23 protein-coding genes are annotated in these 22,837 nt (G+C 71.9%); 20 read left to right on the forward strand and 3 right to left on the reverse strand.

Translation table 11 applies throughout. The features are described from left to right. Nucleotides 1–399: 399 nt before the first annotated feature. The gene (gene rpsT, locus M3666_RS07820) at nucleotides 400–660 is read right to left on the reverse strand and encodes a 30S ribosomal protein S20 (RefSeq protein WP_058729393.1); all 261 of its coding nucleotides are present in this window, start codon (nucleotides 658–660) and stop codon (nucleotides 400–402) included. A gap of 216 nt (nucleotides 661–876) precedes the next feature. On the opposite strand from rpsT, the gene M3666_RS07825 reads away from it, so the two are divergent. The 7 genes from M3666_RS07825 to M3666_RS07855 all read left to right on the forward strand — a co-directional run bounded on the left by M3666_RS07825 (nucleotide 877) and on the right by M3666_RS07855 (nucleotide 8,568). Further along, nucleotides 877–2,043: a pyridoxal phosphate-dependent aminotransferase gene (locus M3666_RS07825; RefSeq protein ID WP_066653834.1), complete on the forward strand. Its 1,167-nt coding sequence runs from the start codon at nucleotides 877–879 to the stop codon at nucleotides 2,041–2,043. Between the two features lie 157 nt (nucleotides 2,044–2,200). Next, a complete protein-coding gene (gene lepA, locus M3666_RS07830) occupies nucleotides 2,201–4,048 on the forward strand; it encodes a translation elongation factor 4 (RefSeq protein ID WP_066653837.1) in 1,848 nt (615 codons plus the stop codon). A gap of 338 nt (nucleotides 4,049–4,386) precedes the next feature. Beyond that, nucleotides 4,387–5,010 carry a hypothetical protein gene (locus M3666_RS07835; protein ID WP_251154949.1) on the forward strand — a complete coding sequence of 208 codons (624 nt, stop codon included), beginning with the start codon at nucleotides 4,387–4,389 and terminating at the stop codon, nucleotides 5,008–5,010. A 10-nt stretch (nucleotides 5,011–5,020) separates the two neighbouring features. Continuing rightward, nucleotides 5,021–5,644 (forward strand): hypothetical protein, encoded by a 624-nt coding sequence (locus tag M3666_RS07840; RefSeq protein ID WP_251154950.1) that lies wholly within the window; start codon nucleotides 5,021–5,023, stop codon nucleotides 5,642–5,644. Next, a complete protein-coding gene (locus M3666_RS07845; protein WP_251154951.1) occupies nucleotides 5,641–6,579 on the forward strand; it encodes a S26 family signal peptidase in 939 nt (312 codons plus the stop codon). Before M3666_RS07840 ends, M3666_RS07845 begins: the two co-directional genes overlap by 4 nt. Further along, nucleotides 6,576–7,883 (forward strand): family 16 glycoside hydrolase, encoded by a 1,308-nt coding sequence (locus tag M3666_RS07850; RefSeq protein ID WP_158407742.1) that lies wholly within the window; start codon nucleotides 6,576–6,578, stop codon nucleotides 7,881–7,883. Before M3666_RS07845 ends, M3666_RS07850 begins: the two co-directional genes overlap by 4 nt. 37 nt (nucleotides 7,884–7,920) lie before the next feature. Continuing rightward, nucleotides 7,921–8,568: a DUF1990 family protein gene (locus M3666_RS07855; protein ID WP_066653852.1), complete on the forward strand. Its 648-nt coding sequence runs from the start codon at nucleotides 7,921–7,923 to the stop codon at nucleotides 8,566–8,568. A gap of 70 nt (nucleotides 8,569–8,638) precedes the next feature. On the opposite strand, the gene M3666_RS07860 is transcribed toward M3666_RS07855, so the two are convergent. Next, nucleotides 8,639–9,331 carry an HAD family hydrolase gene (locus M3666_RS07860; RefSeq protein ID WP_066653854.1) on the reverse strand — a complete coding sequence of 231 codons (693 nt, stop codon included), beginning with the start codon at nucleotides 9,329–9,331 and terminating at the stop codon, nucleotides 8,639–8,641. Nucleotides 9,332–9,359: 28 nt separating this feature from the next. Between M3666_RS07860 and hemW the strand changes: the two genes are divergently transcribed. Beyond that, a complete protein-coding gene (gene hemW / locus M3666_RS07865; RefSeq protein ID WP_066658103.1) occupies nucleotides 9,360–10,595 on the forward strand; it encodes a radical SAM family heme chaperone HemW in 1,236 nt (411 codons plus the stop codon). Between the two features lie 22 nt (nucleotides 10,596–10,617). On the opposite strand, the gene M3666_RS07870 is transcribed toward hemW, so the two are convergent. Then, nucleotides 10,618–11,061, reverse strand: a complete 444-nt coding sequence (locus M3666_RS07870; protein WP_235426567.1) for a DUF4870 domain-containing protein — start codon at nucleotides 11,059–11,061, stop codon at nucleotides 10,618–10,620. A gap of 108 nt (nucleotides 11,062–11,169) precedes the next feature. On the opposite strand from M3666_RS07870, the gene hrcA reads away from it, so the two are divergent. The 12 genes from hrcA to M3666_RS07930 all read left to right on the forward strand — a co-directional run bounded on the left by hrcA (nucleotide 11,170) and on the right by M3666_RS07930 (nucleotide 22,748). Further along, on the forward strand, nucleotides 11,170–12,192 hold the full coding sequence (hrcA, locus tag M3666_RS07875) for a heat-inducible transcriptional repressor HrcA (protein WP_209683023.1): 1,023 nt from the start codon (nucleotides 11,170–11,172) through the stop codon (nucleotides 12,190–12,192). A gap of 111 nt (nucleotides 12,193–12,303) precedes the next feature. Beyond that, a complete protein-coding gene (dnaJ, locus tag M3666_RS07880; protein ID WP_066653858.1) occupies nucleotides 12,304–13,416 on the forward strand; it encodes a molecular chaperone DnaJ in 1,113 nt (370 codons plus the stop codon). Next, complete coding sequence (locus M3666_RS07885; RefSeq protein WP_251154952.1) at nucleotides 13,416–14,162, forward strand: 16S rRNA (uracil(1498)-N(3))-methyltransferase; 747 nt, start codon at nucleotides 13,416–13,418, stop codon at nucleotides 14,160–14,162. Before dnaJ ends, M3666_RS07885 begins: the two co-directional genes overlap by 1 nt. Nucleotides 14,163–14,194: 32 nt before the next feature. Continuing rightward, the gene (locus M3666_RS07890) at nucleotides 14,195–14,551 is read left to right on the forward strand and encodes a histidine triad nucleotide-binding protein (RefSeq protein WP_066653863.1); all 357 of its coding nucleotides are present in this window, start codon (nucleotides 14,195–14,197) and stop codon (nucleotides 14,549–14,551) included. A 109-nt stretch (nucleotides 14,552–14,660) separates the two neighbouring features. Next, entirely contained in the window at nucleotides 14,661–15,722 is a 1,062-nt protein-coding gene (locus M3666_RS07895; protein ID WP_235426623.1) for a PhoH family protein, read from the forward strand. Then, nucleotides 15,719–16,180 (forward strand): rRNA maturation RNase YbeY, encoded by a 462-nt coding sequence (gene ybeY, locus M3666_RS07900; protein ID WP_066653869.1) that lies wholly within the window; start codon nucleotides 15,719–15,721, stop codon nucleotides 16,178–16,180. Before M3666_RS07895 ends, ybeY begins: the two co-directional genes overlap by 4 nt. Before the next feature lie 4 nt (nucleotides 16,181–16,184). Continuing rightward, nucleotides 16,185–17,507 (forward strand): hemolysin family protein, encoded by a 1,323-nt coding sequence (locus tag M3666_RS07905; protein ID WP_251154953.1) that lies wholly within the window; start codon nucleotides 16,185–16,187, stop codon nucleotides 17,505–17,507. After that, nucleotides 17,504–18,484, forward strand: coding sequence for a GTPase Era (gene era / locus M3666_RS07910; protein WP_251154954.1), 981 nt, complete (start codon nucleotides 17,504–17,506; stop codon nucleotides 18,482–18,484). The genes M3666_RS07905 and era overlap by 4 nt, the downstream gene beginning before the upstream one ends. Before the next feature lie 56 nt (nucleotides 18,485–18,540). Then, nucleotides 18,541–19,776: a sensor histidine kinase gene (locus M3666_RS17050; RefSeq protein ID WP_144411283.1), complete on the forward strand. Its 1,236-nt coding sequence runs from the start codon at nucleotides 18,541–18,543 to the stop codon at nucleotides 19,774–19,776. After that, the gene (locus tag M3666_RS07920) at nucleotides 19,773–20,462 is read left to right on the forward strand and encodes a response regulator (RefSeq protein WP_066653881.1); all 690 of its coding nucleotides are present in this window, start codon (nucleotides 19,773–19,775) and stop codon (nucleotides 20,460–20,462) included. The genes M3666_RS17050 and M3666_RS07920 overlap by 4 nt, the downstream gene beginning before the upstream one ends. Before the next feature lie 136 nt (nucleotides 20,463–20,598). Then, nucleotides 20,599–21,351, forward strand: coding sequence for an ABC transporter ATP-binding protein (locus tag M3666_RS07925; protein ID WP_251154955.1), 753 nt, complete (start codon nucleotides 20,599–20,601; stop codon nucleotides 21,349–21,351). Beyond that, on the forward strand, nucleotides 21,348–22,748 hold the full coding sequence (locus M3666_RS07930; RefSeq protein ID WP_251154956.1) for an ABC transporter permease: 1,401 nt from the start codon (nucleotides 21,348–21,350) through the stop codon (nucleotides 22,746–22,748). The genes M3666_RS07925 and M3666_RS07930 overlap by 4 nt, the downstream gene beginning before the upstream one ends. Nucleotides 22,749–22,837 lie beyond the last annotated feature (89 nt).

Consider the following 22,837-nt stretch of genomic DNA (forward strand, 5'->3'; position numbering starts at 1 on the left):
CCGTGCCCGTGCCCGCTCGTGCCGGTGCGGCGCCCGTGCACGCGCCCGCTCGTTCTCGCACGGGACGAACCACGGATCCGACATCGAACCAGCACCATCGGCTGGTTCGATGTCGGATCCGTGGTTCGATCCGCACGGGGTACCGCGCGCCGCGACGAGGCTGCGGCACAACGAGAAGCACTTCGCGCCACGGATCTCCGTGGCGCGAGGTGCTTCCGGTTGTTCTCGAGCGAGTCGTGCCGCGGCTGACCACGCGTTGCCGCCGCCACCGCCACGAGCGCGGCGCCGCAGCCGCCGCCGCCACGAGCGCGCCGCGCCGCCACGCCCCGCCCGGACACGCCCCGCAACGACGAGAGCCCCGCACCATCGGTGCGGGGCTCTCGTGCAGGTGTCAGACGCTCAGAGCGCGGAGACCTTCTTGGCGATGGCCGACTTGCGGTTCGCCGCCTGGTTCTTGTGGATGACGCCCTTGCTCACGGCCTTGTCGAGCTTCTTCGACGCGAGGGCCAGCGCTGCGACGGCCTTGTCCTTGTCGCCGGCGACGACGGCCTCGTTCGTGTGGCGGATGACCGTCTTGAGCTCCGAGCGGTAGGCCTTGTTGCGCTCCTGGGCCTTGAGGTTGGTCTTGATGCGCTTCATCTGCGACTTGATGTTCGCCATGCGTGTTGCTCCTTGTTCGTCTGCTACGGGTGGTCGCGACGTCGGGTAGAGGGGCCCTCTGTCGCATCGCGTTCCACCCGTGGGCGGGGAACGCGGAAGCCAGCCACCAACCCTACCAGCAGACCCACGGACCGCCAAAGCCCCGACGCGCCGTGCTCCGTGCCAGGGCCGCACGGCGGAAACGCCCCCGCAACACGGACGGGCTACCGTGACGAGGTGCCATCCCTCGCTCCACGCATCGACTCCGTCCCCGCCTCCGGCATCCGTCGCGTCTACGAGCAGGCGGCCCTGCTGCGAGCCGACGACACCGACGTCGCGATGCTCGTGATCGGTGAGCCCGACGTCCCGGTCGCGCCGCACATCGGCGAGGCCGCGCGCCGCGCGTGGACCGAGGACCGCACGGACTACACGCCGAACGGCGGCATCGCACCGCTCCGTGCGGCGATCCGCGACAAGCTCCGTCGCGAGAACCGCATCGAGGTCGACGTCGAGCAGGTCTGGACGACGATCGGCGCGACCCAGGCACTGTTCCAGGCGATGACCCTCGTGCTGAGCCCCGGGGACGAGGTCCTGGTGCCCGACCCCGGCTACACGACCTTCACGATGAACGCGCACATCATCGGTGCCACCCCCGTGCCGTACCGGCTCGAGCCGCAGCACGACTTCGAACCCGACCTCGCGGCACTCGAGGCGAGCGTCACCGAGCACACCCGTGCGATCGTGGTGAACTCGCCGTCGAACCCGCTCGGCTCGGTGTTCGGCGAGGACACCCTGCGCGCGCTCCTGGCCCTGGCGAAGCGGCACGACCTGTGGGTGATCAGCGACGAGGTCTACGAGTACTTCACCCACGGCACGCGTCACGTGAGCATCGCGGCCCTCGATGACGACGACCGGGTCTTCACCGCCTTCTCGCTGAGCAAGACGTACGCGATGACCGGTGTCCGGGTCGGCTACCTGGTGACGCCGAAGGGCATGGGGCCCACGATGCGCACGACGCAGGAGGCGATGATCAGCTGCGTCGCGGAGCCGGACCAGTGGGCCGCGCTGGCGGCGATCGTGGGCGACCACCAGGCGGTGCAGGACGCACGCGAGCACTACCGAGCGAACCTCGCCGTCGCGAAGGAGGTCCTCGACGCAGCGGGCATCCGCTACCTCGACCCGCGCGGCGCCTTCTACCTGTGGATCGACGTCTCGCACGCGTCGCAGGGCGACGTCGCCGAGTGGGCGCTGGCGTTCCTGCACCGCGAGCACGTCGCGGTCGCCCCGGGCAGCGCCTTCGGTCGGTCCGGTGAGGGGTGGATCCGGGTCTGCCTGGCGGCGACCGTCGACGACCTCCGTCGTGGCCTGGGAGCGCTGCCGGCGCCCGCCAGCGTGACCGTCTGACGGACGGGAGGCCCGTGACGGGCACGACCACGCGCCTCCGGTCCGTCCTGCACACCGTCCAGGGCCCCGGCGCGCCTCCACAGGTCGGCCTGCGGTGCGCGCTGCCCGTGTGCAACCGTGGGACAATCGTTCGACCGCACCGACCCCCTGAGGAACCGTGAGCCCACAAGCATCCGCGCCGCTCGAGCCCGCCGCGACCCCGGCCGAGGCGATCCGCAACTTCTGCATCATCGCGCACATCGACCACGGCAAGTCCACGCTGGCCGACCGCATGCTGCAGATCACCGGCATCGTCGAGGAGCGGGCGATGCGTGCGCAGTACCTCGACCGCATGGACATCGAGCGCGAGCGCGGCATCACGATCAAGTCGCAGGCCGTCCGCATGCCGTGGGAGCTCGACGGACAGACCTTCGCCCTGAACATGATCGACACCCCCGGGCACGTCGACTTCTCGTACGAGGTCTCGCGCTCGCTCGCGGCGTGCGAGGGCGCGATCCTGCTCGTCGATGCGGCGCAGGGCATCGAGGCCCAGACGCTCGCCAACCTGTACCTGGCGCTCGAGAACGACCTCGAGATCATCCCGGTCCTCAACAAGATCGACCTGCCGGCGGCCGACCCCGACAAGTACGCCGCCGAGCTCGCGCAGCTCATCGGTGGCAAGCCGGAGGACGTCCTCCGCGTCTCGGGCAAGACCGGTGTCGGTGTCGCCGAGCTCCTCGACCGCGTGGTCCGGACCGTGCCGGCGCCGGTTGGCGACGTCGAGGCGGCCCCCCGCGCGATGATCTTCGACTCGGTCTACGACAGCTACCGCGGCGTGGTGACGTACGTCCGGATGATCGACGGCACGATCCACCCGCGCGAGAAGGTCCAGATGATGTCGACCCGGTCGACGCACGAGATCCTCGAGATCGGTGTGTCGTCGCCCGAGCCGAAGCCGACGAAGGGACTGTCGGTCGGCGAGGTCGGCTACCTGATCACCGGTGTGAAGGACGTCCGGCAGTCGAAGGTCGGTGACACGGTCACGACGGCGCAGAAGCCGGCGACCGAGGCACTGCCCGGGTACACGGACCCGAAGCCGATGGTGTTCTCGGGGCTGTACCCGATCGACGGTTCCGACTACCCGGACCTGCGCGAGGCGCTCGACAAGCTCAAGCTGTCGGACGCGGCCCTCGTGTACGAGCCCGAGACCTCGGTGGCGCTCGGCTTCGGCTTCCGCTGCGGCTTCCTCGGCCTGCTGCACCTCGAGATCATCACCGAGCGCCTGTCGCGGGAGTTCGGCCTCGACCTCATCACGACGGCCCCGAGCGTGATCTACGAGGTCACGAACGAGGACACGACCGTGACCGAGGTCACGAACCCCTCCGAGTTCCCGGGCGGTCGCATCGTCGAGGTCCGCGAGCCGATGGTCCGTGCGGCGATCCTCGCGCCGAAGGACTACGTCGGCGCGATCATGGAGCTCTGCCAGTCGCGACGCGGGTCCCTGCTCGGCATGGAGTACCTGGGTGAGGACCGCGTCGAGATCCGGTACGAGATGCCCCTCGGCGAGATCGTGTTCGACTTCTTCGACCAGCTGAAGAGCAAGACGCAGGGCTACGCCTCGCTCGACTACGAGCCGACCGGCGACCAGGCCGCCGACCTCGTCAAGGTCGACATCCTGCTGCAGGGCGAGCAGGTCGACGCGTTCAGTGCGATCGTGCACCGCGACAAGGCGTACGCGTACGGCACGCTGATGACCGAGCGTCTCCGCAAGCTCATCCCGCGGCAGCAGTTCGAAGTGCCGATCCAGGCCGCGATCGGTGCGCGGATCATCGCCCGCGAGAGCATCCGTGCGATGCGCAAGGACGTCCTGGCGAAGTGCTACGGCGGTGACATCACCCGCAAGCGCAAGCTCCTCGAGAAGCAGAAGGAGGGCAAGAAGCGCATGAAGATGGTGGGTCGCGTCGAGGTCCCGCAGGAAGCCTTCATCGCAGCGCTCTCGGGCGATGTCGAAGAGAAGAAGAAGTAGCCGCAGCGAGCACGAGCAGCACGACGGAGCCCCGCCACGAGCGGGGCTCCGTCGTTCCCGGATCCGCTCGTCCCGGTGCGGTAAGCGGACGAGATCGGGGCGCAGTCCGCCGGGGGTTCGGGGGCGGCCGGCCTGGTCCTCCGCGGATGCGGTGGGTGGACCGGGCAGTCTGCCCGCACTCTGGGGGACCGGGCAGGTCACCCGATCTGTACGGTCGCATCTGTACCGAGGGCGACTGAAGACCCCTCAGTTCAGGGTGGACCCGGCCGCCCGGACCGTGCGTGCTCCTGCGCCACGGCGCTCGAGGACCCGGGGTGCACACGGAGGTGCGAACCACGATGTCCCGTCACGCAACGACCGTCCCCCGCGCACGGCGCCGACGGTCCGAACTCGTCCTGGTCGCCGCCGGCGTCGCTGCTGCGGTGGTGCTCGCCATGAGCTTCAGCGGCACGCTGTCGGTCTTCACGCAGGCCTTCCTGCACGGCACCAACACGGTCGCGACCTCGACCATCCAGATCGTGGAGACGACGGCGGACGGTTCGCCGGGTGCGTGCACGACCGCGGCCGACGGCACGGCGAGCTGCACCGACCCGGACCTCTACGGCGGCCAGTCCCTGCGACCAGGGGGCCGGTCGGAACCCCGGACGATCTTCTTCGAGAACACCGGGACGGCGACGCCCACCGGCTTCCGGCTGACCGGCGGACCGTGCGCGACCACGCCCGAGAGCGGGTCGGACCTGTGCCGCCAGCTCGTCGTGAAGATGACCTGGCGCGGCGCCGACGTGCTGCCCGCGTCCACGACGCCCGCGTACCTCGCGGCGAACGCGATCACGCTGCCCTACCCACCCGCCGCAGGCGAGCGCTACCCGCTGGCCGTGCAGGTCTCGCTCCCGGACGGGGCGACCGCGCCGACGTCGGGTGTGACCCTCTCACAGGCCCTCACGTTCACGTTCTCGGCCTGACGGTGCCGTCGTGGGAAGGCACTCGACGATCGTCCCGCGGGCTTCGGTGCGCACGGGCTGGCTCCTCACGGCGGCGGGACTCGTCGCCTCGGTCGCCCTCGCACTGACGGCGACCGGCACGACGTCGGCGTACACGGCGTCGATCTCGAACACCACGAACACCGCCAACACCGTCTCGATCGAGATGACGCAGGGCCCTGACGCCTCGACCGTGGCGTGCAGGAGCACCGCCACGGCCACCACGACCTGCTCGACCGACCTCTACGCGGGCAAGGACCTCCGGCCGGGGGACACGACGCGCGGCACCTCCACGGTGATCAGGAACACCGGAGGGGTCGCCGCGTCCGCCTTCTCGCTCACCCCCGGCACCTGCATCGGCACCGTCTCGACGTCGAACAGCATCTGCTCCTGGTTGCGCGTCACCGTGACGTGGACGACGCCGACGGGGACCACGACCGTGGTCTCGGGGGAGAGCGCCGCGGCGGTCGGCGGGCGGACCTTCCCCATCAGCCCGGCGCCTGCGGCCGGTCAGGGCGGTACCGCCGTCGTGTCGGTCGCCCTCGACCCGGCGGCTCCGAACGACTCGCAGGCGCAGAGCATGAGCCAGTCGCTCGTGTGGACGTTCACCGCATGACGGTGGCGGAGACCGGGGACGCGATCGGCGTCCCCGCGACTGGTCGCCGGCGTGCTCCCGGCCGCGCGGTGCGGGTGCGGCTCGTCGTCACCGTCGCCGTCGTCCTGCTCGTGCTGCTCGGTGTCGGGGCCGCGACGGCCGCGGGCGTCCGGACGTTCGACGTCCGGACGCCCTCGATGGGCCGCACGGCACCCGTCGGCTCGCTCGTCGTCACCCTGCCGCCCGGACCGGACCGGCTGGCCGTCGGCGACGTCATCACCTTCGTCCCACCGGTCGCCGAGGGCGGGGGGACGGCGCCTCGACTGCCCTACACGCACCGCATCAGCGCGGTGGGGGACGGCGCGTTCACCACCAAGGGCGACGCGAACGGTGCTGCCGACGGCTGGACCGTCAGCCGCGCTGACGTGGTCGGCAGGGTCGTCGCAGTCCTGCCCGGTGCGGGGTGGGCGCTCCGCATGCTGCCGTGGTCCGTCGGCGGGGTCGGTCTCGTCTGGCTCCTGACCGGGCTCCTCGGCGCGGGCGCTCCGCGGACCGCCGCTCGCCTGCTCGGCTCGGCCGCGGTGCTGGCCGGCGTGGTGACGGTCTTCCGACCGTTCGCCGCCCTCGTCGTGACCGGCGTCGACCCGGGGACGCGGCCGGTGGCACACGTGGTCTCGACCGGTCTGCTGCCGATCCGGGTGGTCGGACCGTCCGGTGCGTCCGACCGGCTCGTCAGCGGTGCCGTCGGTCAGGTGCCCCTGCCTCCGGGGTCGGACGGCGCGGTCGCGCTCGCCGCTCGACTCGACCTCTCCCCGCTCGGTTGGGCGGTGCTCGCCCTGCTCTGCGCCGCACCCCTCGTCGTCGGGGCCCTCCTGGCCCGGTCGCAGAGCCTCCGTGTCCCCGATCCCGGGCACACGGAGGACCCTGCGACGGACCTCCCGGCGGTGTCGTCGTGAGTGCCAGGACGGCGGGCGTGCTCACCGGGGCGCTCGTCGTGGCGCTCACCGTGGCGACCGGTGTCACCACGACGGCCGATCCCACCCTCGCCGCGTACACGGCGGCGTCGTCGAACCGGAGCACCGCGAGCACGGTCGGTGACTACGCCCTGACGGGCCTGCCGTTCCGTGACTCCTTCGCCGGAGGGCAGGGGGCGTGGAGGACCTACGGCGGCTCCTGGACGACCCGGACGCAGTTCGGCTACGGCACGTTCACCGAGACGGCAGGCTCCTCCGACGGGCCCAAGGCCGTCACGGGTGACCCGTCGTGGACGGACTACACGATGCAGGCGGACGTCCAGGTGAACAGCGGGACGAACGCAGGGCTCCTGGTCCGCGTCACGGATCCCGCTCCGGGTGCCGATGCGTTCACGGGGTACTCGATCGGTCTGGACCGGACGGACAACACGCTGTCGATCAGCCGGACGAAGCACGGTGCGACGACCCGACTGGCGTCCGCGACGATCCCCGGCAGGCTCGCGAACGGACAGTTCTACCACGTGGTCGTGCAGGCCGCCGGGTGCGGCATCACCGCCTGGTCGACCACCGTCGGCGCGAACGACTGGACGCGGGCGAGCGTCTCGGAGTCGTCGGCCGACTGCCTGACGTCGGGCGCGATCGGGCTGCGCGGCAACGGCAGCGCAGCCGGCTACCGCTTCGTGACGGCCACAGCGGGTGCCCTCGCACCCTCGCTCGCGGCGGACCCGTACAACTCGACCCTCGCCACGGGCCGGTTCGAGGACGGAGCGCCCGCGCGGGTGTTCGGGGGCACGTGGGCGATCGACCAGCAGGAGGAACGGATCCGCAGCACGGCCTACGCGAACACCGGGGACAAGCAGGTCCTGAACCGGGTCTGGGGCGACATGACCCTGACGGGCGACGTGCGCCTGATGCGCACCCCGAGGTCGGGCAGCGACGCGGGTCTCGTCGTCCGGGTGAACGACCCGTCCACGGGGATCGACTCGATGCGCGCCTACTCCGTCGGCATCACCGCGACCGGGATGACCATCGGCGAGCACCGGTCGCCCGGGTTCGTCGGGTCGTTCGTGTCCTTCGGTCGGACGGTGCAGGCCGAGGAGTGGTGGCACCTCACCGTCGAGGCGGTCGGCTGCACGATCACGGCCACCGCGTCACCGGCCGACGGCGGGACACCCGTCCAGGGTCGCGTGTCCTTCGGTGCCTGCTCGTCGACGAGCGGCGCGGTCGGGATCCGCGAGCAGGGCACCGAGGCCGAGTGGCGGAACCTCGCCGTCACGCCACGCTGACACAGGTCGGACCGAGCGGCCCCGGTACGATGGCTCCATGAGTTCCCGCGGCAGCTACCGGACCGCCCTGACCTACGGTGCCGTCGGTGCCACGCAGGCGGCGGACCTCATGACCTACCCGCCGGAGGGCTTCACCCCGGCGGAGTCGCGGGCGCGCATCGGCCACGGCGACGCCCGGTTCGAGACCGCGGTGACGCAGGCGTTGACCTGGCAGATCCAGGAGCGCAGCGGCATCCGGGTGCAGGTCGAGGACCATCCCGACGACGACGAGGTCCGCTACAACCCGGTGACGTTCGACGAGCACGGTGTCCCGATCGCACCGGCCTCGATCGGCACGCCCCGGGTGGAGAAGTTCGCCGCCGACGGCACCCCGCTGCTGACGGCGGGCACCACGGCGACGCTCGAGATGCACGCGTTCGGGCAGACCGTGCACGCGCCGGTCCGCGTCGTGTCGATCATCGACGAGACCGACCGCAAGGGCTTCGCCTACGGCACGCTCGAGGGGCACCCGCTGTCCGGCGAGGAGTCCTTCGTGGTCGAGCGCACGAGCGACGGTTCGGTGTGGCTGCAGGTCCGCCAGTTCTCGCAGCCGTCGAGCCGGAAGTGGGCGTTCGTGGCGCCGCTGCTCCGTCGACAGCAGCGGGTCATGGCAGCGAAGTACCTCAGCGCACTGCGCGGCGACTGACCGGTCGACACGAGGCGTCCGACCGCGTGCTCGGTACGGCGCACCGACCGACCGCCACCGCCGCCGCCGCTCAGCGCAGCGGCGGCAGCGCGGCGATCGCCTCCTCGAGCAGTCGGGCGTCCTGCACGCAGTCCCGCGCGACGCACACCGCGCTCGTCCCACGCAGGGCGTCGACCTCGTAGACCCCGGTCGCGACCGCGACGAACGGGATCCCCACCGCGTCGGCCGCCTCGCCGTCCCGCGGGGTGTCGCCGACGATGACGGCTCGCTCCCCGGACAGGGCGGCGGCGGCGCGTGCGGTGACGCCGGTGCGCTCGACCTCCGCGTCCCCGAAGTACGAGTGCTCCCAGTCGAAGGCGCCGAGGTCGAAGCCCGCCCCGCCCAGCTTCACGCGGGCCCGGTGCTCGGAGTTGCCGGTCAGCAGGCCGTTCCGCCAGCCGAGTCCGGCGAACCGGCGGACGAGCGCGGCGGCTCCGGGGGCGGGGGAGCGGCGTTCGCCCCGGCCGTAGCGCTCGTCGGTCAGGTCGCGCAGGTGCCGGCTGACCGTGGGGATGAGCGCGTCGTCGAGGTCGTGTGCCCGGACGTGGTCCGCGATGAGCCCGGCGTCAGTCCGGCCGTGCTGGTGTCCGACCTTCAGCACGAGGTCGCGGCCGACCGCGCGCTCGACGGCCAGGTGGTACAGGTTGCCGGGCGACGCCGCGTTCAGCACGAGGGTGCCGTCGATGTCCCACAGCACCGTGGTGGGGACGGTGTGGTGCTCCATGGCTCCATCATGGCCGAGAATGGAGTCCATGCCGAGTGCGCTCCCGATCGCCGATCCCGCTCCCGCGGACGGCCTGCTCACCCCTGGCCCCGGCGCCGGCGACGTCCCCTTCGGCGTCTACGTCCACGTGCCGTTCTGCCGGGTGCGGTGCGGCTACTGCGACTTCAACACCTACACGGCGTCCGAGCTGCGCGGGGTGCGCCGTGACGACTACGCCGGCCACGCGGTGCAGGAGATCCGGTGGGCGGCCGAGGTCCTCGACCGCTCCGGGGTGCCGCGACGCCCGGTCTCGACGGTGTTCTTCGGCGGTGGCACGCCGACGATGCTGCCGGCGGACGACCTGGTGATGATCCTCCGGGCGATCGACGACACGTGGGGCATCCTGCCGGGGGCGGAGGTCACCACCGAGGCGAACCCGGACTCCGTGGACGCGGACGCGATCGCGACCCTGCAGCGCGGCGGGTTCACCCGGATGAGCTACGGCATGCAGTCGGCCGTCCCGCACGTCCTCGCGACGCTCGACCGGACCCACGACCCCGAGCGGGTTCCGGTCGTGGTGGACCTCGCGAAGCAGCAGGGCCTCGACGTCAGCCTCGACCTCATCTACTCGACCCCGGGGGAGTCGCTCGACGACTGGCGCACCTCGCTCGAGGCCGCGCTGGCCTGCGCGCCCGACCACGTGTCGGCGTACTCGCTCATCGTCGAGGACGGCACGGCGATGGGGCGCATGGTGGCCCGCGGCGACCTGCCGGCCCCGGACGACGACCTCGCCGCCGACATGTACGAGCTCGCCGACCGGACCCTCGCCGACGCCGGGTACTCCTGGTACGAGGTCTCGAACTGGGCGCGCACCGACGAGGCCGGTGGTCCGGAGCGCCACGCGAGCCGACACAACCTGTCCTACTGGAAGGGCCACGACTGGTGGGGCGTCGGCCCGGGTGCGCACTCCGCGGTCGCCGGCACCCGCTGGTGGAACGTGAAGCACCCGGCCGCGTACGCGAACCGGGTGCTGGCAGGCGAGTCGCCCGCGGCGGGGCGCGAGACGCTCGACGCCGACACCCGGTACGTCGAACGGGTGCTGCTCGCCGCGCGCGTCCGCGGCGAGCTCACCACCGCGGAGCTCGGCCGGGAGGCACGTGGCCGGGTCGCCGGTCTCATCGCGCGTGGCCTCGTGGACGGCACGGCCGCGGTGCGGGGACGCATCGAGCTCACCCTGCAGGGCCGGCTGCTCGCGGACGCGGTCGTCCGCGAGCTGCTCGACTGACGCGCCGGCGGTCGCTCGCGCGCTACTGCTTGATGAACTCGATGGTGAGCGGGTAGCGGTAGAAGTCACCGCGGTTCGCCGCGAGGGCGGCCATGATCGCGAAGACGATCACGATCACGTACAGGATCGGCAGCAGCACGAGTCCGATGACGACGAACGCCAACAGGCTGCACACGAACCCGGCGATCGCCATCGTGATGTGGAAGTTCAGTGCCTGACGGGTGTGCTCCTTCACGAACTGCCCGCGGTCGCGCAGCACCAGGTAGGCGATGATCGGCACGACCAGGCTGAAGAAGATGCCGCCGACGTGCGTCAGCGTCGCCCAGAGTCGCTGGTCCTCCGGCGACATCGGCTGGGGCGGCGTGAAGCCGGCCGGGTACTGCGGTCCCTGCGGGTTCTGGGGTCCGCCCTGCTGCTGGCCGTAGCGGCCGTCCTGCGGGCCGCCCGGTTGCTGTCCGTAGCTCATGCCGTGAGCGTACCGGCGTGGGCCCCGGCGGTCCCGGTCGGTCGGCGGTCGGGCGTAGGATCAGCAGTCGACACGTCCGAGTGCCAGCATCGAACGGAAGGGGTCCGGATGGTCAGCGAACGCTCCCTCGAGGTCCTCAAGGCGATCGTGCGGGACTACGTCGCCTCGCGCGAGCCCGTCGGCTCGAAGACGATCGTCGAGCGTCACGCCTTCGGGGTCAGCGCCGCGACGATCCGCAACGACATGGCGCAGCTCGAGGACGAACAGCTGATCGTGGCGCCGCACACCTCGTCGGGGCGGGTGCCGACCGACAAGGGGTACCGACTCTTCGTCGACCACCTGGCCGCAGCCCGGCCGCTGTCGAGCGCGCAGCGCCACGCCATCGAGACCTTCCTCGGCACGCCGAACGACCTCGACGAGGTCCTCGGTCGCACGGTCCGCCTGCTCAGCCAGCTCACCAACCAGGTCGCGCTGGTGCAGTACCCGTCGATGGTGCGCGCACGCGTGCAGCACGTCGAGCTCGTCCGGCTCGGTGACACCCGCCTGATGGTCGTGCTCATCACCGACACCGCCCGGGTCGAGCAGCGCGTGGTCGAGACGGACGTCCCCCTCGACGAGGGGTCGCTCACCGAGCTCCGCACCGTCGTGAACGGGGCGAGCGTCGGGCTCCTGCTGCAGGACGTCCCGCGTGCCCTGCGCGAGGTGCCGCAGCAGCTCCGTCCGGACGCGCAGACCCTCGGCGGCGTCGTCGTCGCGACGCTCATCGAGCAGGTCGCGGCGAACCGGCAGGACCGCCTGGTCATGGCCGGCGCGGCGAACCTGGCGAAGAGCGAACGCGACTTCTCCGGCGGACTGTTCTCCGTGCTCGAGGCGATCGAGGAGCAGGTGACCCTGCTCCGCCTGTTCGGCGAGATGCAGGTGGACGACGTGGCCGTGGCCGCGAGCATCGGCGTCGAGAACGCCGAGTACGGCCTCGACGCGACGAGCATCGTCGCCGGTGGCTACCTCGCCGGCGGCGGAGCGGTCGCCCGACTCGGGGTCCTCGGCCCCACCCGCATGGACTACGGCACGAACATGGCGGCCGTCCGTGCGGTCGCACGGTACCTGTCCAAGCTGCTGGGCGAACATTGACCGGACCCTGCGCCCGACGCGCGGTGTCCAGCGGACCGGCTCCGCGCCTCCAGACCGGACCGCGGCGACCGCCGCGACCCACCGACCGAACCGAAACCGACTGAGGGAACCGTGGCAGACCACTACGACGTCCTCGGCGTCCAGCCGGACGCCTCCGATGCCGACATCAAGAAGGCCTACCGACGGCTGGCGCGCGAGCTCCACCCGGACGTCAACCCGAGCCCGGACGCGGCCGAGCGCTTCAAGGACGTGACGCACGCGTACGACGTGCTGAGCGACCCGGAGCAGCGCCGACGCTACGACGCCGGCCCGCAGGAGAGCCCCTTCGGCGGCGGTGCCGCCGGTGGCTTCAGCGACATCTTCGACGCCTTCTTCGGCGGGGGTGGCGGCGGCGGACGCGGCAACGGTCCGCGCAGCCGTGCCGAGCGCGGGCAGGACGCCCTGCTGCGCATCGAGGTCGACCTCGACGAGGTCGTCTTCGGCACCCACAAGGACGTCGAGGTCGACACGGCCGTCGTCTGCGACACGTGCCACGGCTCGTGCTGTGCGCCGGGGACCAGCCCCCGCACCTGCGACATCTGCGGTGGCTCCGGGCACATCCAGCGCCAGGTCCGCTCGCTCCTCGGCAACGTCGTGACCAGCGCGCCCTGCGGGACGTGCCGCGGCTACGGCACCGTCATCCCGAGCCCCTGCCCGACGTGCCAGGGCCAGGGGCGCGTCCGCGCCCGCCGGACCATCCCCGTCGACGTCCCCGCCGGCGTCGAGACCGGGCTGCGCCTGCAGATGCCGGGCCAGGGCGAGGTCGGACCCGCGGGCGGCCCGTCCGGCGACCTGTACCTCGAGGTCAAGGTGCGCCACCACGACGTCTACAGCCGCGACGGCGACGACCTGCTCGCGACGCTCGAGGTCCAGATGACCGATGCGATCCTCGGCGCGCACACGACGATCGACGGGCTCGACGGGCCGGTCGAGCTCGAGATCCGTCCGGGCGTGCAGAGCGCCGACGTCCTGGTCATCAAGGACCGCGGCGTGACGAAGCTGCGCGGCACCGGCCGGGGCGACCTCCGCGTCGGCGTGCAGGTCGTGACCCCGACCAAGCTCTCGCACAAGGAACGTGGGCTCGTCGAGCAGCTCGCGAAGACGCACAAGGCACCGGGACCGCAGCTCGCCCGCTTCCAGCAGGGCATGTTCGGCAAGCTCCGCGACCGCTTCTTCAACTTCTGATGGCATCGCTCTACCTCGTCGGTCCGGGGACCCTCGACGACCTCGGCGCCGGTGACGCGGTGTCGCTCGACGGCGCGGAGGGCCGACACGCCGTCTCGGTCGCGCGGGTCCGCGTCGGCGAGACGCTGCGCCTCTCCGACGGCCGGGGCACGGTCGTCACGGGCGCGGTCGCGTCGACCGGCAAGGACACGCTGACCCTGACGGTCGCCGACGTCGACGTCGAGGCGGAACCGCGTCCGGCGCTGGTGCTCGTGCAGGCGCTCGCGAAGGGCGGGCGTGACGAGATGGCGGTGCAGGCAGCCACCGAGATCGGCGTCGACCGCATCGTCCCCTGGGCGGCAGCGCGCAGCGTGTCGCGGTGGGACGGCGCGAAGGTCGAGAAGGGACGCGCCCGGTGGGCGGCGATCGCGCAGGAGGCCGCGAAGCAGGCGGTCCGGTCGCGCGTCCCGACGGTGGACGCACCGGTGACGACGGCGCAGCTGGCCGCGGTCGGCCGGGAGGCGCGGCGTGCGCTGGTCGTGCTGGACCCGGTCGGCGCGGTGCGGCTCTCGGCGTGGGAGCCGCCGGCCGACGTCGACGAGATCGTCCTGGTCGTCGGACCCGAGGGCGGGATCGACGGTCCCGAGTTCGACCGGCTCGAGGCCGCCGGCGCCGTCCGCGTGCGGCTCGGGGACACCGTGCTCCGCACCTCGACCGCCGGACCGTCCGCCCTGGCCGTCCTGCAGACCATGCTCGGGCGCTGGTAGCGGCGTCGGAGGCGGGTCCTACGATGGTCTCCATGAGCAGCAGCGAGCCGAGCATCTTCTCGAGGATCGTCGCGCGCGAGGTCCCCGCGACCATCGTGGCCGAGGACGACCGGGTGATCGCGTTCGAGGACATCGCCCCGAAGGCACCCGTCCACGTGCTCGTGGTGCCCAAGACCGAGGAGTACCGCGACGTCACCGAGCTCGCCGCCGGTGACCCCGAGCTGCTGGCGCACGTCGTCGCGACCGCCCGCCGCATCGCGGACGAGCGGGCCGGCGGCCAGTTCCGTCTCGTCTTCAACACCGGCGAAGCCGCCGGTCAGACCGTGTTCCACGTGCACGCGCACGTCCTCGCAGGTGATCTGCACGAAGGGAATCTCCTTGCCGGTTGACGACTCCGTCCACCCCGCGTCCGACGCGCCCGCACCGGACCGACCCACGACCCGACCCGTGTCCGACCCGTCCGACGTCGTCGTCGACATCCGGGTCGACGGCATCGCGATGGTCCAGCTCCTCGGCCCGCAGGACCGCCTGCTCAAGACGGTCGAGCGGCAGTACCCGGGCGTCCGGGTGCTCGTCCGCGGCAACGAGGTCTCGCTCACCGGACCCGAGCGCGACGTCGCCCGTGCCCACGCGCTCGTCGACGAGCTCGTCGGCATGGTGAAGCGCGGGCAGGACATCGGTCCGGCCGACATCCCGACGTCGGCGCGGATCCTCGACGAGGACCGCAAGCCCTCGGACACGTTCGGCACCCCGATCGTGGCGAGCCGCGGCAAGTCGGTGCGGCCGAAGACCGACGGGCAGCGCGCCTACGTCGACGCCATCGACCAGCACACCATCACCTTCGGCATCGGCCCCGCGGGCACCGGCAAGACCTACCTGGCGATGGCGAAGGCCGTCCAGGCACTGCAGCGGCGCGAGGTCACCCGCATCATCCTGACCCGTCCCGCGGTCGAGGCGGGCGAGCGGCTCGGGTTCCTGCCGGGCACGCTGACCGACAAGATCGACCCCTACCTGCGCCCGCTGTACGACGCCCTCAACGAGATGATGGACCCCGAGCTGGTCCCGAAGCTGCTGGCAGCCGGCACCGTCGAGGTCGCACCGCTGGCGTACATGCGCGGTCGGACGCTGAACGACTCGTTCGTGATCCTCGACGAGGCGCAGAACACCACGCCCGAGCAGATGAAGATGTTCCTGACGCGCCTCGGCTTCGGCTCGAAGATGGTCGTCACCGGTGACATCACGCAGGTCGACCTGCCCGGCAACCTGTCGGGTCTCCGGCTCGTCACGCGGATCCTGGGCGACGTCGACGACATCCACTTCGCCCGGCTCGGCAGCGAGGACGTCGTCCGCCACACCCTGGTCGGACGGATCGTCGACGCCTACACCGTGTACGACGAGGAACGTCTGGCGGAGCAGGCCGGGCACCGTCCCGCCGGCCGGGGGACCGCGCCGACGGGCAACCCCGCCGGAGCGAACCGAGCCGAGCGTCGCGGGCGCCCGCCGCAGGACCGCCAGCAGTCCCCGTACCCCCAGAACGACGCCCGAGGAGGCAACCGGTGAGCATCGAGCTCAACAACGAGTCGGGTGTCGAGGTCGACGAACAGGCCGTCCAGCGCCTCGCCGCCTTCGCGCTCGACGCGCTGCACGTCCACGCGGACGCGGAGCTCGCGATCGTCCTGGTCGACGAGGGCGCGATGGAGCAGCTGCACGTCCGGTGGATGGACGAGCCGGGTCCGACGGACGTCCTGAGCTTCCCGATGGACGAGCTCCGTCCGGGGACCGAGGACGAGCCGACACCGGCCGGGCTGCTCGGCGACATCGTCGTGTGCCCGCAGGTCGCCGCCGAGCAGGCGAAGACCGCGGGGCACACCACCACCGACGAGATGCTGCTGCTCACGTGCCACGGCATCCTCCACCTGCTCGGCTTCGACCACGCCGAGCCGGAGGAGAAGGCCGAGATGTTCGGGCTGCAGGGCGAGATCCTCTCCGCCTTCGCGGCACAGCGACGCGGGCGGTGACCTGATGGTGCTCGTCGCCGTCCTGCTCGCGGCGGCGTTCGTCCTGGTCGTCGTCGGCGGTCTGCTCGCCGCGTCCGACGCCGCGCTCACCGTGCTGTCCCGCGCCGACCTCGACGAGATCGCCCGTGGCAGCCGTAACCGTCGTGCGATCGAGGCCGTGGCCGACGACGTCGGCGCGCACGTCAATGCCCTGAACTTCGTCCGCGTGCTCGCCGAGACCGCCGCCGCGGTGCTCGTCACGATCGCCCTCGTGACGGTGTTCGACACCTGGTGGGTGGCCCTGGTCGTGTCCGCTGCGATCATGACGGCCGTGTCGTTCGTGCTCGTCGGGTCGAGCCCGCGCAGCGTCGGACGCGCACACGCCGAGCGCCTCATCGGCGCCACCGGAGGACTCGTGCGCGCCGTCCGGATCGTGCTCGGTCCGCTCGCCGGGCTCCTCGTCGCGATCGGGGACCGGGTGACCCCCGGCCGTGGCCGCAGCGCATCGACGGTGTCGAGCGAGGAGCAACTGCTCTCGCTCGTCGACGAGGCGACCGAGAGCAACGTGCTCGCACAGGACGACCGCGAGCTCATCCACTCGGTCTTCGAGTTCAGCGACACCCTGGTGCGCGAGGTCATGGTGCCCCGGACCGACATGCTCACGGTCGACGGGGAGGCCACCCTGGCCGCGGGGATGGAACGGTTCCTGGTCGCCGGCGTCTCGCGCATGCCGGTCACCGGTAAGGACAGCGACGACGTGCTCGGCGTGCTCTACCTGCGCGACGTCTCCCGCGCCCTGTACGAGCAGCCCGGCAGCGAGCGGGAACCGGTGACGGCGCTGCTGCGACCGGCCGAGTTCGTCCCCGAGTCGAAGCCCGCGGACGACACCCTCCGGCACATGCAGGTCGCCAAGAACCACCTGGTGCTCGTGGTCGACGAGTACGGCGGCGTCGCCGGGCTCGTGACGATGGAGGACCTCATCGAGGAACTCGTCGGCGACATCTCCGACGAGTACGACCGCACCGTGGTCGACCGGACCGAGGTCGGCCCGGGCGTCTGGCGCATCTCCGCCCGCATGCCGATCGACGAGCTCGGCGACCTCTTCGGCGTCGAGCTCGAGGACGACGACGTCGACACCGCCGGTGGCCTGCTGACGAAGGAGCTCGGCCGGCTGCCGGTCCGCGGCGAGCAGGCCACCGTCTCCGGGGTCGCGCTGACCGCCGACCGTGTCGAAGGCAAGCGCCGCCACCTGATCACCGTCCTCGCCGAGCGGAGCGCCGCCCTGCAGGACGCCGAGGACGCCCTCGACGAGACCACTCCGAGCACGACGGGAACCCCGAACGCATGACCGACCACGAACCCGACCACGGCACCGAGACGGACACCGACACCGACGCGGCCACGGGCACCGACACACCGGGCCGGCCGTACCGCGCCGGCTTCGTCTCCTTCGTCGGGCGTCCGAACGTCGGCAAGTCGACGCTGACGAACGCCCTGGTCGGCGAGAAGGTCGCGATCACCTCGTCGAAGCCCCAGACCACGCGACGCGCCATCCGGGGCATCGTGCACCGGCCCGACGGCCAGGTCATCATCGTCGACACCCCGGGTGTGCACCGCCCCCGCACCCTGCTCGGCGAACGGCTCAACGACCTCGTGCAGTCGACGCTCGGTGACGTCGACGTGATCGGCTTCTGCGTGCCGGCCGACGAGCCGATCGGGCCGGGCGACAGGTTCATCAACGAGTCGCTCGACCAGTACCCGCGGGCGCGGAAGATCGCGATCGTCACGAAGATCGACGGCACCCCGAAGGACCGCGTCGGCGAGCAGCTCCTCGCGGTGTCCCAGCTGCGGGAGTGGGACACGATCATCCCGACGTCGGGGACGAAGGGCCTGCAGCTCGAGGTGCTGCTCGCCGAGATCACGAAGCTGCTGCCCGAGTCGCCGCAGCTGTACGACGCTTCCACCGTCACCGAGGAGACCGACGAGGACCGCATCGCCGAGCTCGTCCGCGAGGCCGCGCTCGAGGGCGTCCGCGACGAGCTGCCGCACTCGCTCGCGGTCGTCATCGAGGACGTCGTCGAGCCCGACGACGAGGACGACCCCGACGGACCGCTGCGGATCTTCGCGAACCTGTTCGTCGAGCGCGACAGCCAGAAGGCGATCGTCATCGGGCGGGGCGGCGAGCGGCTCCGGGACGTCGGATCACGTGCCCGGGCCGAGATCGAGTCGCTGCTCGGCGGTCGCCACGTCTACCTGAACATCCGTGTCAAGGTCGCCAAGGAGTGGCAGCGCGACCCGAAGCAGCTCGGCCGTCTGGGCTTCTGATCCGGGTCATCCCCTGGTCGGACGCGCGTCCTCCGGCCGCGTCGTACCGTGGGGTGGTGTTCCGCCCCCTGCTGCGCGCGCAGCTCGTCACCGACGTCACCACAGCGGTGCTGCTCGGCGGGCTGCTGACGCTCCTGCGTGCGTCCGCCGACCTGCCGTCCCTCTGGCTGGTGACGGTGGTCGGACTGAGCATCGCCCTCGCGATCCGTCGCCTGTCGCCGGGGCTGTCGCTCGCACTCTCGTGGGTGATCGCCGTCTTCGAGATGGTGACCATGCAGGTGCCGGACTACTCGAACGCGCTGCTCGCCGGCGTGCTCTTCACCACGAGCGCCTACGGCAGCAAGCGCGTCCGCATCGCCGGCCTGGTCTCGGCCATCGGCGGATCCGCGGTCGCGGCGGCGTACGTCGGGCTGTACGACCACCAGCGCCGCTCCGGCATCGAGACCGCCTCGTCGCCCACGCTCGAGACCCTGCAGGTCGTGCTCGCGACGTTCGCCGGCGTCCTGCTGCTGCTCCTGCTGCCGTGGCTCGCCGGACTCGTCCGCCGCGCCCGCCGGTCCGCGAGCATGAGCCGGGAGGCCCAGCTGGTCGCCGAACGGGATGCCGCACGCGCCGACCGTGCGGTCGCGGTCGAGCAGGAGCGGGTGCGGATCGCCCGCGACATGCACGACATCGTCGCGCACTCGCTGGCTGTCGTCATCGCCCAGGCGGACGGGGCACGCTACGCCGCCAAGACCGACCCCGCGATCGCGGACCAGGCGCTCGAGACCATCTCGAGCACCGCTCGCAGTGCCCTCGGTGACGTCCGCGAGCTGCTCGGCGCCCTGCGGCACGAGCAGGGGACCGCCCCGACGCCCGAGGCAGCCGACCTCGAGGTGCTCGTGGCCGAGATGCGCGAGGTCGGCCTCGACGTCCGTGTGGACCGGGAAGGCGACCCGACCGGTCTGCCCACGACGACCCAGCTCGCCGTGTACCGGATCGTCCAGGAGAGCCTGACGAACGCGTGGAAGCACGGGGAGAGCGGGACACCGGTCCACACCGCGCTGACCTACCGTCCCGACACCGTCGAGATCACCGTCGTGAACCGGCGCGCCGACGACGGCTCCAGCGGCCCCGGCACCGGGCACGGACTGGTCGGCATGCGCGAGCGTGTCACGATGACCGGGGGGTCGATGACGGCCGGGCACCGCGGTGACGACTTCGTGGTGGCCGTGCGCATGCCCGCGGTCCCCGCGAGCGGCCAGTTCCCCCGCGGCCGCATCACCCAGATGGAGCAGGAGCGCACCAGATGACCACGTCCCAGCCGACCGGTGGCCCGATCCGGGTCGCCCTCGTCGACGACCAGGCGCTCTTCCGCACCGGGATCCGGATGCTCATCGATTCACAGCCCGACCTGCAGTTCGTCGGTGAGGCCGGCGACGGGGCCGAGGGCGCCGAGCTCGTGCGGCGCACCGGGGCGGACGTGGTGCTCATGGACGTCCGGATGCCCGTGATGGACGGGATCACCGCGACCGCACGGATCGTCGAGCAGGGCGGGGCAGACGCCGCGAAGGTGCTCGTGCTCACCACCTTCGACTTCGACGAGGCTGCCGCGAAGGCGATCCGGGCGGGCGCGAGCGGCTTCGTGCTCAAGGACGCCGACCCGGAGTTCCTGCTCGCCGCGGTCCGGACCGTGCACGCCGGCACCGCCGTGTTCGCCGCCTCCGCCACCCGCGAGCTCCTCCGCCGGTACGACGACGGCGCGGCCCAGGCCGCCGCGGTGCCCGCCGCCTTCGCCGAGCTGACGCCCCGTGAGCGGGAGATCTTCGACCTCGCGGCACGCGGGTACAGCAACAGCGAGATCGCCCAGCACGAGTACGTCAGCGAGGCGACGGTGAAGACGCACATCTCGCGCGTGCTCAGCAAGCTCGACCTGCGGGACCGCGTCCGGCTCGTCGTGTTCGCGCACGAGCACGGGCTGGTGCCCAGGGCCGACTGACCCCGGCGTCGACCGGCGGAGCGACCCGCTGTCATCCGACAGGATGACCCCTCCACAGCACGTCGAGCCGAGCGGACCATCCACAGGAGCCGCGCGACGGACGCGGGACGCGCCTCCCGGCCGCCAGGCTCGGAGCATGACCACCAACCACACCCCGATCATCCGGCTCGACCACGTGTCCAAGCACTACGGCGACGCCGCCCGCCGCGTCACCGCGCTCGACGACGTCAGCGTCGACATCGGGGCGGGGGAGTTCACCGCCGTGATGGGGCCGTCGGGCTCCGGCAAGTCGACGCTCATGCACGTCGCCGCGGGGCTCGACGCGGTGAGCACCGGGCGGATCACGATCGACGGGGTCGACATCACCGGCCTCGGGGACCGCGAGCTCACCGAACTGCGCCGTCGCCGGCTCGGGTTCGTGTTCCAGTCCTTCAACCTCGTCCCGACGCTCGACGTGCGGGAGAACATCCGGCTGCCGTTCCTGCTCGGTGGGCACCAGCCGAGCCGGGACGAGTCGGCGTGGATCGACCGGCTCGTCGACCTGCTCGGCCTGGGTGACCGTCTGACCCACCGGCCGCACCAACTCTCCGGCGGACAGCAGCAGCGCGTCGCGATCGCGCGTGCGCTCGCGTCGCGTCCCGCCGTGGTGGTCGCGGACGAGCCGACGGGCGCCCTCGACTCGCGCACCGGGCGTGACGTCCTCGCGATCCTCCGCGGCGCCGTGCAGGAGTGGGGGCAGAGCGTCGTCATGGTGACGCACGACCCGACGGCCGCCGCGAACGCGGACCGCATCCTCTTCCTCGCCGACGGGCGGATCGTGGACGACCGCCCGTCGATGACCGCCGCCGAGATCTCGGCGACGATGCTCGGGATGGAGGCAGCCGCGTGACCGGCCTGCGCACGTTCGCCCCGACGGTCCTCGTCGCAGCCCTCGGCACGACGTTCGGGTCCGCCCTCGTCATCGCTCCCGGCATCGTGACCCAGGCGATGGCTGCCGCGGGTCTCGACGGCCTCGCACCCGTCCGGGCGATCCTGTCCGTCGTCGGGTGGCTCTTCCTCGGCATCGCCCTCTACGTCGGTGCGATCGTGACGGCGAACACCTGCGCCACGATCATCGCGGGGCAGACCCGCACGATCGCACTCCAGCGGTTGATCGGGGCGACGGGCGCCACCCTGCGTGCCCGGACGACCCGCACCGGCCTCGTCGTCGGTGCCGTGGGCGGCGCGGTGGGCACCGTCGTCGGCACCGGGCTGGCCGCATGCTTCGTCGCGGTCCTGCGGAGCACCGGCTTTATCCCCGACACCACCTACACGCTCGTCCCGTGGGAACTCGTGCTGCCGCTCGTCGCCGTGGTCCTGGCGACCTGGGGCGCGTTCGCGGCCGGGTCCCGCCGGGTGCTGACGGTCACGCCGCTGCAGGCGCTGTCATCGACCGTCGAGCCGAGCCACGCCGACGTCCGGTCGGGCCGGGCGCGGACGGTCTGGGCGGTCCTGCTCATGACGGTCGGTGCGCTGCTGATGGTGCTCGGTCTGGTCCTCAGCCCCGCCACGCCCGCGGCCGTCCTGCCGGCGGCCCTCGGCGGGTTCGTCTCCTTCGCCGGGGTCGCGGTCGGCGCGACGATCGTGATGCCCCCGGTCCTGCAGTTCATCGGTCGGATCGGGTCCCGTGACCCGGTCGTCCTGCTCGCCGGTCGCAACGCGATGCGGGCTCCGGGCCGGTCGTCACGGGCCACCATCGGGCTCGTCATCGGCGTGACCCTGCTCGTCACCTTCGCGGTCGCGCTCGGGATCATGCAGCACGTGGTCGAGACCCAGATGGCGGCGATGGGCGACGGTTCCCTGCCGGCGGACGCGGTCCAGGCGCAGCGGGACTTCTTCGTGCAGCTGAACGCCGTCGTGAGCGTGATCGTCGGGTTCTCCGCGGTGATCGCCGCGGTCGGCGTCGTGAACGCCCTCGCGCTCGGCGTGCTCCAGCGTCGTCGTGAGCTCGGCCTGCTGCGCGTCCTCGGGCTGACCGGAGCGCAGGTCCGACGCATGATCGTGACCGAGGCCGTGCAGATGGTCGTCGCCGCGGTCGTCACCGGACTCGTCCTCGGCACCCTGTACGGCTGGGTCGGCGGGCAGACGATGCTCGGCTCGCTCGGGACGGTCGTCACGCCCGTGCTGCCGCCGCTGACCGTCGCGGTCGTGGTGGTGGGGGCCCTCGTGCTCGCGGTCGTCGCCACGGTCGCACCGGTCCGGCGGGCCATGCGGGTGTCGCCGACCGAGGCGCTCGCCGTCGACTGATCGCACGGGTCGGGAGGAGCGTCCGGGACGTCATCCACTTGCACCGCGCTGGTGTACCAGTGCTACGGTGGCAGCGATGTACTCGGCGC

It is taken from the genome of Curtobacterium sp. ODYSSEY 48 V2, from assembly GCF_023712625.1.
In the GTDB taxonomy this organism is placed as follows: Bacteria; Actinomycetota; Actinomycetes; order Actinomycetales; family Microbacteriaceae; genus Curtobacterium.

Excerpts from the sequence above, each read along its gene's own strand:
- rpsT (WP_058729393.1), bottom strand. The coding sequence starts at position 660 with ATGGCGAACATCAAGTCGCAGATGAAGCGCATCAAGACCAACCTCAAG.
- M3666_RS07835 (WP_251154949.1), top strand. The coding sequence starts at position 4,387 with ATGTCCCGTCACGCAACGACCGTCCCCCGCGCACGGCGCCGACGGTCC.
- M3666_RS07845 (WP_251154951.1), top strand. The coding sequence starts at position 5,641 with ATGACGGTGGCGGAGACCGGGGACGCGATCGGCGTCCCCGCGACTGGT.
- M3666_RS07855 (WP_066653852.1), top strand. The coding sequence starts at position 7,921 with ATGAGTTCCCGCGGCAGCTACCGGACCGCCCTGACCTACGGTGCCGTC.
- M3666_RS07860 (WP_066653854.1), bottom strand. The coding sequence starts at position 9,331 with ATGGAGCACCACACCGTCCCCACCACGGTGCTGTGGGACATCGACGGC.
- hemW (WP_066658103.1), top strand. The coding sequence starts at position 9,360 with ATGCCGAGTGCGCTCCCGATCGCCGATCCCGCTCCCGCGGACGGCCTG.
- M3666_RS07870 (WP_235426567.1), bottom strand. The coding sequence starts at position 11,061 with ATGAGCTACGGACAGCAACCGGGCGGCCCGCAGGACGGCCGCTACGGC.
- hrcA (WP_209683023.1), top strand. The coding sequence starts at position 11,170 with ATGGTCAGCGAACGCTCCCTCGAGGTCCTCAAGGCGATCGTGCGGGAC.
- M3666_RS07885 (WP_251154952.1), top strand. The coding sequence starts at position 13,416 with ATGGCATCGCTCTACCTCGTCGGTCCGGGGACCCTCGACGACCTCGGC.
- M3666_RS07890 (WP_066653863.1), top strand. The coding sequence starts at position 14,195 with ATGAGCAGCAGCGAGCCGAGCATCTTCTCGAGGATCGTCGCGCGCGAG.
- M3666_RS07895 (WP_235426623.1), top strand. The coding sequence starts at position 14,661 with ATGGTCCAGCTCCTCGGCCCGCAGGACCGCCTGCTCAAGACGGTCGAG.
- M3666_RS07905 (WP_251154953.1), top strand. The coding sequence starts at position 16,185 with ATGGTGCTCGTCGCCGTCCTGCTCGCGGCGGCGTTCGTCCTGGTCGTC.
- era (WP_251154954.1), top strand. The coding sequence starts at position 17,504 with ATGACCGACCACGAACCCGACCACGGCACCGAGACGGACACCGACACC.
- M3666_RS07920 (WP_066653881.1), top strand. The coding sequence starts at position 19,773 with ATGACCACGTCCCAGCCGACCGGTGGCCCGATCCGGGTCGCCCTCGTC.
- M3666_RS07925 (WP_251154955.1), top strand. The coding sequence starts at position 20,599 with ATGACCACCAACCACACCCCGATCATCCGGCTCGACCACGTGTCCAAG.